The 11,887-nt window shown below is 55.6% G+C and carries 11 protein-coding genes; 3 read left to right on the top strand and 8 right to left on the bottom strand.

The annotated features are described in order from the left end of the window. Nucleotides 1–23: 23 nt before the first annotated feature. Genes KNP74_RS00925 through KNP74_RS00940 form a run of 4 tightly spaced genes read right to left on the bottom strand, consistent with a single transcriptional unit; the run spans nucleotide 24 to nucleotide 5,854 of the window. Nucleotides 24–911, bottom strand: coding sequence for an alpha/beta hydrolase (locus tag KNP74_RS00925; RefSeq protein WP_214763181.1), 888 nt, complete (start codon nucleotides 909–911; stop codon nucleotides 24–26). 40 nt (nucleotides 912–951) lie between these two features. Beyond that, on the bottom strand, nucleotides 952–1,734 hold the full coding sequence (locus tag KNP74_RS00930) for an AAC(3) family N-acetyltransferase (protein ID WP_034777745.1): 783 nt from the start codon (nucleotides 1,732–1,734) through the stop codon (nucleotides 952–954). Nucleotides 1,735–1,739: 5 nt separating this feature from the next. Then, the gene (locus KNP74_RS00935) at nucleotides 1,740–4,751 is read right to left on the bottom strand and encodes an AAA family ATPase (RefSeq protein WP_214763182.1); all 3,012 of its coding nucleotides are present in this window, start codon (nucleotides 4,749–4,751) and stop codon (nucleotides 1,740–1,742) included. Continuing rightward, nucleotides 4,748–5,854 (bottom strand): exonuclease SbcCD subunit D, encoded by a 1,107-nt coding sequence (locus KNP74_RS00940; protein ID WP_138859352.1) that lies wholly within the window; start codon nucleotides 5,852–5,854, stop codon nucleotides 4,748–4,750. The genes KNP74_RS00935 and KNP74_RS00940 overlap by 4 nt, the downstream gene beginning before the upstream one ends. Before the next feature lie 105 nt (nucleotides 5,855–5,959). Here KNP74_RS00940 and KNP74_RS00945 point away from each other — a divergent pair, with 105 nt between their 5' ends. From KNP74_RS00945 to KNP74_RS00955, 3 genes are read left to right on the top strand one after another with little or no spacing between them, the layout of a single operon-like run. Continuing rightward, nucleotides 5,960–7,693, top strand: a complete 1,734-nt coding sequence (locus KNP74_RS00945) for an ABC transporter ATP-binding protein (protein WP_214763183.1) — start codon at nucleotides 5,960–5,962, stop codon at nucleotides 7,691–7,693. Then, nucleotides 7,690–8,562: an NAD(P)-dependent oxidoreductase gene (locus tag KNP74_RS00950; RefSeq protein WP_214763184.1), complete on the top strand. Its 873-nt coding sequence runs from the start codon at nucleotides 7,690–7,692 to the stop codon at nucleotides 8,560–8,562. Before KNP74_RS00945 ends, KNP74_RS00950 begins: the two co-directional genes overlap by 4 nt. A gap of 46 nt (nucleotides 8,563–8,608) precedes the next feature. Beyond that, nucleotides 8,609–8,842, top strand: coding sequence for a DUF2188 domain-containing protein (locus KNP74_RS00955; RefSeq protein ID WP_052090131.1), 234 nt, complete (start codon nucleotides 8,609–8,611; stop codon nucleotides 8,840–8,842). A 19-nt stretch (nucleotides 8,843–8,861) separates the two neighbouring features. On the opposite strand, the gene KNP74_RS00960 is transcribed toward KNP74_RS00955, so the two are convergent. The 4 genes from KNP74_RS00960 to plsY all read right to left on the bottom strand — a co-directional run bounded on the left by KNP74_RS00960 (nucleotide 8,862) and on the right by plsY (nucleotide 11,879). Further along, the gene (locus KNP74_RS00960) at nucleotides 8,862–9,509 is read right to left on the bottom strand and encodes a DUF975 family protein (protein WP_214763185.1); all 648 of its coding nucleotides are present in this window, start codon (nucleotides 9,507–9,509) and stop codon (nucleotides 8,862–8,864) included. A 59-nt stretch (nucleotides 9,510–9,568) separates the two neighbouring features. Then, nucleotides 9,569–10,231 carry a copper homeostasis protein CutC gene (locus KNP74_RS00965; protein ID WP_214763186.1) on the bottom strand — a complete coding sequence of 221 codons (663 nt, stop codon included), beginning with the start codon at nucleotides 10,229–10,231 and terminating at the stop codon, nucleotides 9,569–9,571. A gap of 16 nt (nucleotides 10,232–10,247) precedes the next feature. Beyond that, complete coding sequence (locus KNP74_RS00970; protein ID WP_034777760.1) at nucleotides 10,248–11,018, bottom strand: DeoR/GlpR family DNA-binding transcription regulator; 771 nt, start codon at nucleotides 11,016–11,018, stop codon at nucleotides 10,248–10,250. Between the two features lie 246 nt (nucleotides 11,019–11,264). Beyond that, nucleotides 11,265–11,879, bottom strand: a complete 615-nt coding sequence (gene plsY, locus KNP74_RS00975) for a glycerol-3-phosphate 1-O-acyltransferase PlsY (RefSeq protein WP_371816309.1) — start codon at nucleotides 11,877–11,879, stop codon at nucleotides 11,265–11,267. Between the last annotated feature and the right edge of the window lie 8 nt (nucleotides 11,880–11,887).

The raw sequence follows: 11,887 nt of genomic DNA on the forward strand, positions 1-11,887 counted from the left end.
GAGCGCTTTATGACGCCCCTCGTTTATAATACCTTCTCTAAAAATCCGAATACTTTTTGACGATATTCGGTTTGGAACGAGCGATGCGACTGCACGTGCCCATCATTCTCGGTCACCCACAGTTCGACTTCCTCCCCGGCCTCGGCCAATTGTTCACTCTCGCTCACAGGGATGGCCTCATCGCCTTCACTATGAATCAACAACACCGGTGCCTCGATTTGAGCGATATCGTCAATCGGCTTGACCACATCGGGATCGAGACCCGTGAACCACGGCGTCACCGTCATAATGACCGGTGTGAACGGAAAGTTCGGTAAATCGCTCCATACAGGCAAGTTTGTCTCGAGGTAGCCCCGGAGGTCACTGAACGGACTATCGGCGATCACAGCGGCCACGTCGGTCTCATCAGCCGCAGACAACGCAGTTGCCGCGCCCATCGACACCCCGTATAAGACGATTGGACCGTCCGAGCGTTCTTTCGCATAGGCGATTGCGGAAGCGAGGTCCGCTTGTTCTTTCGCCCCGACCGTCACACGGTCACCTTCCGAGATGCCTGACCCACGAAAATCGAACGTCAAGAACTGATATCCTTGTTCATGAAACTCGGGGATCAATTCTTTGAGCGGCAAATCGGACTGCTCGCGATTCTTCCCATAACCATGTGCGAACACGATCGTTGCGCGCGGTGTCGGGTGCGGGATCCACCACCCGTACAAATCGTGACCATCCTCGGCTTCGATGGTCACATTCTCGTATTTGACACCTAACGTCTTCGGCGTATACGTCAACGTCTCACGTTCGGGCGACGTCAACTGATCGCCGATGTGGGCCGAGATGCCCACGACGGCGAGAAACACGATGAGAAGCAACACACCGGTCGCAATCCCTATATATTTAACCCAACGATTCATCGCACTGCCCCTCTCCATTGTCCACTTGCTTTCAGTTGACTCATCGGAGCCAACTCCGTAAAGCGATTAACGCATGTTGTACCGGTTCCCATGTCTCAGACGGAATGACGTAACACGTCGCCTCCGCAATGTGAAACGTCGTCACATCGGCACGTCGAACGATATTTTCACCGATTGGACCGAACGGGTCACTGTTGACATCCGTATGGTCGAATGTCTTCCACACCCGCGCCCCGTCCTCATAAAGCGCGCACCCAAACGACTTCACCGGTCCGTCAATTCCATACTCGGCATAATGCCATAACGTCGTCGCATCGAGGGGTGAACCGAGATGTAGGATTTTTGCATTACGCTCGATCATGCGTTCGATTGGCGAACCCGGCCCAAAACCGACTTCAAGTGTATGTCCTGCCACGATTTCCTCGGCACCATTCCCCCACGCAGCGACCGACCACATCGGATGATCGCTCCGAAACACGTTCGGATACGTACGGAACAGTTCCGGGACACGGCCCATGCCTCGAGTCGGTGTCTTTTCCTGGTCATACGCCGGCATTTCCTCCCGGATCGTTGGCCACCACTCGACTGGGACGGGTGGGGCTTCCCATTCAGCCGGGTCTGAATTATCACTGCTCTGGGTCGCCATCATGATCAGCCCGTCCGGACCGACCGTATCTTGGAGCGCCTCGATGACGGTCTGAGCCCCGCCACATACCCATCCGAGCTTTGATAAGGACGTGTGGACGAATAGGGTGTCCCCCGGCTTGACGCCGGCACCCTGTAAGTGGGCAACTAAACTTGTTTTCGTTTCGATATGTTTCATCGGATTCACTCCACGATGAGCTGGATCGTCGACCCGCTCCTTGATTTTTTGACTTCAATCCGGGCGTCGACCCGGTCCTTTAATTCCTGAACGTGACTGATGACCCCGACGAGCCGCCCGCTCGATTGGAGCGACATGAGAAGCTCGATCGCTTGGTCGAGCGATTCAGCGTCGAGTGTCCCGAACCCCTCATCGATGAGCATCGTCTCAAGGCTGACCCCGCCACTCAGTTGCTGGACGACTTCGGCGAGTCCAAGGGCGAGCGACAATGATGCTTTGAACCCTTCCCCACCCGACAGGTTTTGGACGCGGCGTGACTGACCCGTATAGGCGTCAAAGACTAATAGTTCGAGACCGGACTTGGCATTTCCTCTCGCCGTCTCGATTTTCCGCTCCAATTGGAACTGTCCGCTCGTCATTTGATCGAGATGGACGTTGGCCGCATGGAGAATTTGATCGAAGAACGCCGTCTGCACGTACGTCTCGAACGTTAACTTTTGCGGATTCAGTCCTCGACCGGTGTCGGCGATCAACTTGACCGTCTCCAGATTCCGTTGATCTTCATCCGTCTTCTCCCGAAGCGCGTTCCATTCGGCTACGATGTGACGATGACGTTTCAATTGCCCGTCCGCCGTCACGAGTTGTTCGGACAGCGCTTCGAACGAACGGTTCTCCTCGTGCAACTTCTCCTGGAGTCGTTCAAGGTCTGGTCGCGGACGGTCCCCGATTTTATCGTTCAGCGCCTTGACGGCGTGTTCGAGCCGGACACCTTCCTCCAGCTCGGTCGCTTGGCGTTCGCGCAGCTCGGGCAGTTGCTCGACGCGCGCACAATACTCCTTGAACACAGCTTCAGTCAACTCAATCTTCTCGAGAGCGGTCTCCAGTTCAGCCGTCGCTTCGGAAAGACGAACATGCTCGAACTCGAGTTGCTCACCAAGGAGACGGAGTCGCTCCGCTTCCCCCCACTTCAATCGATTCAATTCTTCAAGCCGACGTTCATACGTCCCCACGTTTCGTTCGATGTGAGTGAGTCGCGTCGTGAGCTGATTTCGCTCGGTCTGCAACATTTCTAACGTCGTCCCATCCGGTTGACGCATCGACTGAAGCTGCTCTTGGACGGTCTGGAGCTGTTCGAACAACTTCTGTCGTGCATCTGCCTGCACACGCTTCGCCGTCTCGAGTTGCTTCAATTCGGTCGTGGTCGCGCGCAAGAGACGCTCCATCCGTTGTCGTTCTTCGGCTCCTTGACGCAACTGCCGGACGCGGGCGTCTTGGTGTTGCATCGCAGCGTCAGCCGCGCCATCGAGCTTCAATTCGAGTCGAGCGAGATCACGTTCACGGATCAGCTCATCGAGTTGGCGTTTGAGCGCCCGATAATCCGCCCGTGCTTCATGGAGGTCGGCCTCGATTCGTTTCAGCGTCTCGATGGCTGAGCGATGACCGGCTTGGTCGATGGACGTCCCCGTTCGCTCCACGTGTCCGTGGGTCAATGAACCGCAGACCGGACAAGGTTCCCCCGCTTCGAGTTGCTCCCGCAGCGTGTCGGCCATGAGTGCATGCTCGGCCTCGACGAATTGGTCGACTTGTTTCGTCTGGGCAGTGAATTGTCGCTGGACTTCCTTCCCGTTGCGTTCACAGGCACCGAGTCGTTCCGTGACCTCTGCCACTTTCGCCTCGAGCCGAACCTGATGTTGGAGCTGACTATACAGCCGTTCGGCCTCGACGAGTTGGTTTGGGGCCGGTGCGTGTTCCAGCTTAGCCGCAAGTACGCCTTCAGTCGCTTGGAGCTCCTGGAGACGCGCTTCTTCTGAGAACAGGCTGAGCGGCTCCAACTGGCGTTTCAAGTCATCCCGACGTCTCGTGGCCCGGTGCCATTCGTCGACGTAGGGCAACATCTCGTCAATCGCATTGACGCGACTTGTGGCTTGATCTGCCTCCTGGCGCATGGACGTGATGGCTTCTGCTTCTGCCTTCAACTCTTCCAGCTGTTTCGTGTAGCCTTCGTCTCGTTGACGGGATACACCGCGTTCACGGGTCAACCGTTCGATGTCGTGACGCACCGTTTCGGTACGTTGATAGAGCGGGCTGACGCTCGCCACTTGTTCAAGTCGTTGGATGAGCGCTTGGCGTTCTTCACGCTCCTGTGCCGCTTCGCGGAATGCTTGGAGCGCGGTCGCGCGCACGTCCCGCTCTTCCATCAACTCGGCGAGCACGGTCGCCTGATTCACTTCTCGACGCAGCGCCTCGAGCCGTTCTTCACCAGTCCGGCGCTGTGCCTGTAGCGAGTCTCTCGCCGCCAAGAGCCGCTCCTCCCGGGCGTCGAGCCACGTCACGATTTCAGGCAAGTTACGGGTCGACATGTCCTCGACGGCCTCGTCTTCAAGTTCCAACAGTTTTAAGCGCGTCGTCTCGACCGCCCATTCGACTCGTTTGCGGTATTTGCCGTAACGTTCGATCCAATCTTCCTGAAAGGCACGGTACGCCTCCGTCTTGAAGATCGATTGCAGAATTTGTTGCTTCTTCGTCGAATCGGAATCGAGGAGCTGACGGAACTGGTTCTGCGGCAACAGCAAGATTTGGCTGAACTGCTCATAGCTCAGTTGCAACAACGATTCAATCGTCTGTTCGACGTCGTTCACTTTCGTCGCAATCGGTTTCCAAGCGTCTTTCCATTCGTAGAGCACCGCCTCGTGCGGGATTGGCGTCTTATTTTTCGGGTGCGGCTGTTGTGGTTGGCGGACGATCCGATATCGTTCGTCGCGAATCGTGAACGAAAAGTCGATCTCGGTCTTTCGCTCCGGGTCCGCATATTGGCTTCTAAAATCACTCGCGTTTCGGAGCGTCCCACTCGCCCGGCCGTACAGCGCGAACGTCATCGCGTCAAAAATCGTCGTCTTCCCTGCACCGGTCCGGCCGCTGATGACGAACATCGAACGGCCTTCAAGCTGCGTAAAATCGATTTGTTCTGTCTCGGCGTAAGGACCGAAGGCGGTGATGGTCAATTGTTCCGGTCTCAAATCGATTCCTCCCCTTCTAAGAAGCGTTGCACCGTCGCATCGGCATCGCGGCCGTGGACGGCTTTAAAGAAGTCCATATATACATCCTCGACCGATTGCCGTTCAAGCTTCTCCCGTTCGAAGCGGGACGTCTGGTCTTGGCGACGCAACAACTCAAGTTCGAGGTGTAAGATGTTCGGATAGACGGTCCGCAACTTCGCCATCGGGTCGAATAACGCACGTTCATCGGTCAAGACGATTTTTAAATAGTCGTCGACGGCCTCGTCTTGATAAAACGACGGGTCGAGCAGCTCGTTCAGCGTCCCGGTCAAGATGCGCAAGTCACGGCGCGCCTGGAGTGGACGACGTCGACGTGTCCACGTCCCGTCCCATTCGATGACGTCGACCGATTTCACATGCGTCGCCTCGGAGAACGAATATTTCATGAGCGACCCGCTGTACGCGATCCGGTCGTCGCGAATGGCGTCACGGTTATGCAGGTGTCCGAGCGCCGTATAGCCGAACGGCGCGTATAGTCCTTTGGCGACTTGCCCGGCCGTCCCGACGGACAGTTGCCGTTCGGAGTCGGTCTCGAGTCCGCCGGCGACGAAACTGTGGCCGACGGCGACCGCTCGTGCGTCGATCGCCCCATAAGAGTCGACGACTGCGGCGAGCGCGTCATGGTGAGTCCGAATCGACTCGTCGCCGAACGCGTAACGGATGCGCGCCGGCTCGAGGAACGGCATCAAATAAAACGGGATGTCGTTCACGACAATCGGCCCTGTTCCCGGGTCATATTTCCCGACGATATGGAGACCGACTTTCGTCAACAGTTTGGAGCTGTATTGGAGCCGCTCGGCCGAATCATGATTGCCGGCGATGGCGAGCACGGGGATGCCCCGCTCGAGGACGAGCGCACGCCACATCTCATCGAGCAAGTCGACGGCCTCGACGGGCGGCACGGCCCGGTCATATAAATCACCGGCGACGACGATGGCATCAGGCTTCTCCTCGTCGACGATGTGTAAAAATGATTCAAATAAAATGATTTGTTGTTCTTCTGTCATGTGGCGGCCGTGGACGATTTTACCTAAATGCCAATCGGCCGTATGTATCCATTTCATGCGACTTCACCTCTGATTCCATTCTAGCATTATTCCGGTGTACGATTCGACGTCTTGACACTTGTTTTCGAAACAGCGAAAGTTAAAAGGAAAGGGGGACGTATCATGGAGTCCACATCCACATGGCAAGCCTTTCTACGCTTGTTCCGCGTCGCTCGACCACCGAAAGGTCTGTTCATCGGCGCTGTATTGATTTCGTTGCTCCAAGCGATGGCGTCACTCGCCATCCCGCTCATCTTGCAACGCGTCGTCGACAATTGGAGCGAGGCCGCGCTTGACGCCCGTCTCGTCGCCATCTTCGTCATCGCGTTTCTGATTCAAGTTATCTCGAGCGCGATTTCGATCTATTGGTTACATATCGTCGGACAACGCGTCGTCGCCAACCTGCGGACGACGTTATGGGAGCATCTCGTCGCGCTTCCGATTCCGTTCTATGACGGCGTCAAATCGGGGGATCTCGTCTCGCGGCTCAGCAATGACACGACGACGTTGCAGCAGCTCTTGTCCGAACAGAGCGTCCGCTTGTTGACGTCGTTCGTCTCGGTCATCGGCGCTGTTGGCATCTTATTCACACTCGATTGGCAGATGACGCTCGTCATCTTGTTTTCGGTGCCGACGACACTCTTGATTGTCATCCCGCTCGGGCGTAAACTTCGGAAAATCGCCAAGGCGACCCAACATGAACTCGGTGACTTGTCCGGGTTTTTCGCCGAACTGCTCGGGGAGATTCGGCTCGTGAAATCACAGGCGACCGAATCCGTCGAGGTCGCAGAAGGAAAACGCCGCATCGAGCGGCTCTTCGGTCTCGGTGTGCGCGAGGGACGGATTCAAGCAATCTTGATTCCGCTCTTGAACGTCACGTTGACGGCGATGCTGATCGCCATTCTCGGCTTCGGGGCTTATCGGGTCTCGACCGGTGCCCTGTCGACCGGCTCGTTGCTCGCGTTCATGCTGTACTTGTTCCAAATCATCACGCCGCTCATCACGATGACGGAGTTTATCACCCGGCTTCAAAAAGCACGCGGGGCGACCGAAAGAATCTCGGAACTGCTCGCCGTCGAGCCGGAACCATACACGGCTGAGCCGTCGACGATTCGACAGTCGTCGCTCTCGTTCGAGGGCCTGACGTTCCGTTATGGCGACCAACCTGTGATTGACGACGTGTCCCTCATTGTCCCGTTCGGTGCCACGACAGCCATCGTCGGACGCAGCGGTGCCGGCAAGACGACACTGTTTGCCCTCGTCGAGCAGTTCTACCTTCCGTCGAGCGGTCACATCTATTACGGGGACCGGGATATCTCAACCTACGGCCGCAACGAATGGCGACAAGTCATCGGCTACGTCGCCCAAGATTCGCCCGTCCTATCCGGGACGGTGCGGCAAAATATCTTGTACGGCTTGACCCGGACAGCGACCGAGGACGAGATTCGACGAGCCTGCGACATGGCCAACGCCTGGTCGTTCATCGAGTCGATGCCGGACGGGCTCGATACAGAGATCGGTGAGCGCGGCGTCCGCTTGTCGGGTGGTCAACGACAACGACTCGCCATTGCCCGGGCGCTGTTACGCGACCCGCAAATCTTATTGCTCGACGAGGCGACATCAAGTCTCGACTCGGAATCTGAGCGTGTCGTCCAAGAAGCGCTCGACCGGCTCATGAAAGGCCGGACGACGCTCGTCATCGCCCACCGCCTCTCGACCGTCCAACATGCCGACCAAATCGTCGTGCTCGAGGACGGCGGCATCAGCGGGCTCGGGACGCACCAAGAGTTGCTTCGGGACAACAAACTCTATGAACGACTCGTGAAACAACAACTTTTAGGAGGCAATCAATTATGAAGACAATCGGATTTATCGGACTCGGTGTGATGGGTCAATCGATGGTCAGAAACTTAATGAAGGCGGGATTCGAAGTCCAAGCGTATACGCGGACGAAAGAGAAGGCGGCTGATTTATTGGCGGAAGATGTCCGCTGGTGTGATTCGGTCGAAGCCGTCTGTCAAAACGCCGATGCCGTCATCACCATCGTCGGTTACCCGTCTGACGTCGAGAGCCTTTATTTCGGGGACGGTATGATTTTGCAGTCGGCCGAGCCGGGAACGCTCGTGATCGATATGACGACGTCTTCGCCGACGCTTGCCGAACGTATCGCTGAGGCGGCAATCGATCGCAGCTTACTCCCGCTCGACGCACCGGTCACGGGTGGCGATGTCGGTGCGAAGAACGGGACGTTGTCGATTCTCGTCGGTGGCGGCGAATACGCCTTCACGAAGGCACGACCGCTGTTCGAGGCGATGGGCCAATCGATCGAACGGATGGGCTATGCCGGGAGTGGCCAATATGGAAAGCTCGCCAATCAAATCGCAATCGCCGGCATCATGATGGGCAACGCCGAGATGCTCGCCTTTGCGAAACAAGCCGGGCTCAATCCCGATCAACTGCGCCAGACGATCCGAGGCGGCGCAGCCGGCAGCTGGACGCTCGAGAACCTTGTCCCGCGGATGATCATCGAGGACTACGCTCCTGGTTTCTTCATCAAACATTTCATCAAAGATATGAAACTTGCCCTCGAGAGCGCAGACCAGTTGAATATCAAACTGCCGAGCCTCGAGTTGGCGCATAAACTGTACTCGATCCTCGAAGAGAACGGCTACGGCGAGAACGGGACGCAGGCGCTCATCGAATACTACATGCACCAGGACGTTTGAATCGGCTCGCTCGTGGAATTAGTAGTACAGAAGGGAGCGATGTAAGATGCCATGGAATATGAAAGATTATCCGGAATCACTGAAAAACTTCGACCCGCTCGTCAAAAAGAAAGCCATTGATATCGCCAACGCCTTGCTCGCCCAAGGCTACTCCGATCAAAAGGCGATTCCGATCGCCACGGAACAAGCGAAAAAATGGCATGAACATGCCTCAAAAGAAGAGAAAGACGAGTTCCGTGACGCTCCCGACCCACAAAAGTCGGATCGGCACGGGACATAAAAACAACCGGTCGGCTCATTCAGCCGACCGGTTGTTCGTTTGCTTCTGTTTCTGCCTTGATTTCGACGTACAGTCCGGCGAGCGCCGTGTTGATATAAGGTTGCACGAAGATATAGGCCAATCCGCCGGTGAATAACACGAGCACATACCAACCGATGAAACTCGCATATAGACGAAGCATCGTGCGCTTGTGTCCAAACATGAGACGGCGGCTTTCACGCATCGCGCCGAAAGTGGATAGTTCCGGCCGGTCCCGTAGGACGAACGGGACGATCCGATACGTCAAATAGAACCAGATTCCCGGCACGATCAAGAACAGCATGAGCACGTTCAAGCCGAGATAAAAGACGGCATAATACGTGACGGCACGCATGTAATCTTTGAGCGAACCGAACGCTTCGAACAGCAGACCGAACGACGGTTTCTCGGCTTTGGCGATGTCAAGGAACACCCAGTTTCGGCCAAGTTCTAGCGGAGCGAGCAAGACGGTCGCGGTGTATAGCAAACCGATCGAGACGAACAGGATGCTCGGGTCTGTCGATTCTAAATCGAGCTGCGTCGTGATGACCGCTTGAACGAGCATCGTTGCCACGACCGCAAGGAACGAGATGCCCCAGTTCCCGGACAACATCCGAAGGGCAAATTGTTTATAGACTGATGATTGCATGACTTCACCTACTGTATCGTTTTTTTCATTATAGCAAAAAAACAGTCATCCGACTGTTTTTAGCGTGTCATCGTTTCCTTGATGGCGTTGAACTTCTGCTCATCTAGCTGTCCATCGGTCCTTACACCACTACCGACATGGACAAAGTCAATGCCTAATCGGTCGACGAGTTGGGACACGTTGTCCGCCGTGATCCCAGCGCCTGGAAGGATGTTCATTTCCGCGACGTCGTGCATCGCGCTCAACCGCTCTAAGCCCTCTAATGCCGTCGCTTGACCGCCAGACGTCAGCACATGGTCCACTTCAGGGAAATCATTCAACACGGTGATGGCGTCCATCAAATCGACCGCGTCATCAATGGCCCGATGGAACGTCAATGCCATCTCGCCCTTATGTTTAATCACTTCCCCGAGCAGTGCCTCATCGATGCGCCCGTCATTCGTCAAAGCACCGAACACGATGCCATCGGCTCCGAGCTCACGACACAGACCGACGTCTGCCAAAATCGTCTCCGCGTCCGCTTCATCATAGACGAATGAGTCTGCATGCGGACGAATCATGACGTGGACCGGAATCGTCGCTTGTTCGAGCACGTTTCGAATCGTCCCGAAACTTGGTGTCGTCCCGCCAGCTCCCTTATTCGCAATCAATTCGAGACGGTCCGCCCCGTAACGCTCTGCCTGTTTCGCTTCTTTCAATGTGGTCACAATCACTTCAATCATGTCTTCTGCCTCCTTATTAAGGTGCGAAGCGCCATTCGACCTCGTGCTCCGCTAACGCACGTTTCCAATCTGCGGGCTCCGGGAAATCCGAGATGATTGTCGTCACCTTGGAAAAATCGGAGACCCGATACCGCTTTTGTTGGTTGAACTGGGTATGGTCGGCCAGTAGAAAACATTGTCTACTTTGGTCGAGTACCGCTTGCGTCACGGTCGAGAGACCGTGAGCATCACACGTCAAACCGAGCGAGGGATCGACCCCCTCGACAGAGAAAATCGCCATGTCAAACATGTACGTCTTTAACTGCTGCAAGACGTGTTCGCCGACGGTGACGAGATGCTTCGGATCAATCGTGCCGCCGAGCAGTTGGATGTCCCCCGTGAAGACGCCTTTGGCCCGTTGCTCGAAGAGGGCCTTTGCCGCCATGAGTGACGGTGTGACGACCGTCAAATTTCGTCCGCGAAGTCTCGCGGCGACTTGTTCCGGGGCGACCCCATGACCGATGTAAAGGAGGGTATCATCCTCGACGAGCTGAAACGCCGTATAGGCGATGCGACGAATCCCGTCCATGTTTGAAATCATCATCGGTTGGAACGATACGCTTTGATGCAGCACCGCCCCGCCATACACCCGTTTGATGCGATGTTCTTTTTCAAGTTCTTCTAAGTAGCGGCGGATCGACTCCCCAGAGACGTTCAACCGTTCAATCAACTCACTCGTCTTCACTTTGCCTTCTCGTTCAATCCATTCCACAATCTTTTGCTTACGTTCTTCTCCAATTAAAGACACTTCCCTGCCTCCTCCGCAAATATCGCTTCCTTTCTCAGTGTAGCGAACGGATGTAAATTTAACGTAAACAGAAAGTAAAGAACGGGCAAATCCAACAGATTTTTCGCTCATTTCGACGAAAATCAACAGAAATCCACAAAAAAGACAGTCGAAAGTTGACATCTTGCTTTCAATCCCGAGCGCATCTCATGAAAATGACCGACCTTCTCTCCGTGTCCTCCGAGAGCTTGCCGGTCATCGAAACATTCATTTTCGTTTTTGGAACAGTGGTACTTTCGGTTCAGTGCCGGAGCGAATCCGCTGCCAGTTCGTGCGGTGTTTGATGATGATGAACAAGGCGAGCGGAACGATGACGATGAGCGGTAGCCAATCTTTCGCGATGACACCATACGTGACGACGGTCACGATCCCCACGGCTGCGGCAGCCATCGAAGATAGCGATACCATCTTCGAGACGAACAGCGTCAAGAGGAACGTCCCGACGACGACGACGAAAAACCATGGGAACGCCGCGAGCAGAACGCCCGCACTCGTCGCCACCGATTTTCCGCCTTTGAACTTGGCAAACACCGGATACGAATGACCGATGATGGCCGGGATCCCGGCGAGGAGCAAGCTCATCTCGCTCCCGAAGAGGAGCGGTAATAGCGCTGCCACCAACCCTTTACCCATATCCCCGAGCAGAACGAGCGTGCCGGCTTTTTTGCCGAGCACACGGAACGTGTTCGTCGTGCCCAAATTCCCACTCCCATGCTCCCGGACGTCGACCTTATAGCCGAGTTTTCCGACGATAAGAGCAAACGGAATCGCACCGAGTAAATAGCTGATTAAAATGATGATGATTTCTGTCATGTAAGGCATCGCAATTC

It is taken from the genome of Exiguobacterium sp. s141 (assembly GCF_018618085.1).
In the GTDB taxonomy this organism is placed as follows: Bacteria; Bacillota; Bacilli; order Exiguobacteriales; family Exiguobacteriaceae; genus Exiguobacterium; species Exiguobacterium mexicanum_A.

What these genes read in the sequence shown, in the direction of transcription:
- KNP74_RS00930 (WP_034777745.1), bottom strand. Translation starts at nt 1,734, where the DNA reads ATGAAACATATCGAAACGAAAACAAGTTTAGTTGCCCACTTACAGGGT.
- KNP74_RS00940 (WP_138859352.1), bottom strand. Translation starts at nt 5,854, where the DNA reads ATGAAATGGATACATACGGCCGATTGGCATTTAGGTAAAATCGTCCAC.
- plsY (WP_371816309.1), bottom strand. Translation starts at nt 11,879, where the DNA reads ATGCCTTACATGACAGAAATCATCATCATTTTAATCAGCTATTTACTC.
- KNP74_RS00965 (WP_214763186.1), bottom strand. Translation starts at nt 10,231, where the DNA reads ATGATTGAAGTGATTGTGACCACATTGAAAGAAGCGAAACAGGCAGAG.
- KNP74_RS00960 (WP_214763185.1), bottom strand. Translation starts at nt 9,509, where the DNA reads ATGCAATCATCAGTCTATAAACAATTTGCCCTTCGGATGTTGTCCGGG.
- KNP74_RS00925 (WP_214763181.1), bottom strand. Translation starts at nt 911, where the DNA reads ATGAATCGTTGGGTTAAATATATAGGGATTGCGACCGGTGTGTTGCTT.
- KNP74_RS00955 (WP_052090131.1), top strand. Translation starts at nt 8,609, where the DNA reads ATGCCATGGAATATGAAAGATTATCCGGAATCACTGAAAAACTTCGAC.
- KNP74_RS00950 (WP_214763184.1), top strand. Translation starts at nt 7,690, where the DNA reads ATGAAGACAATCGGATTTATCGGACTCGGTGTGATGGGTCAATCGATG.
- KNP74_RS00945 (WP_214763183.1), top strand. Translation starts at nt 5,960, where the DNA reads ATGGAGTCCACATCCACATGGCAAGCCTTTCTACGCTTGTTCCGCGTC.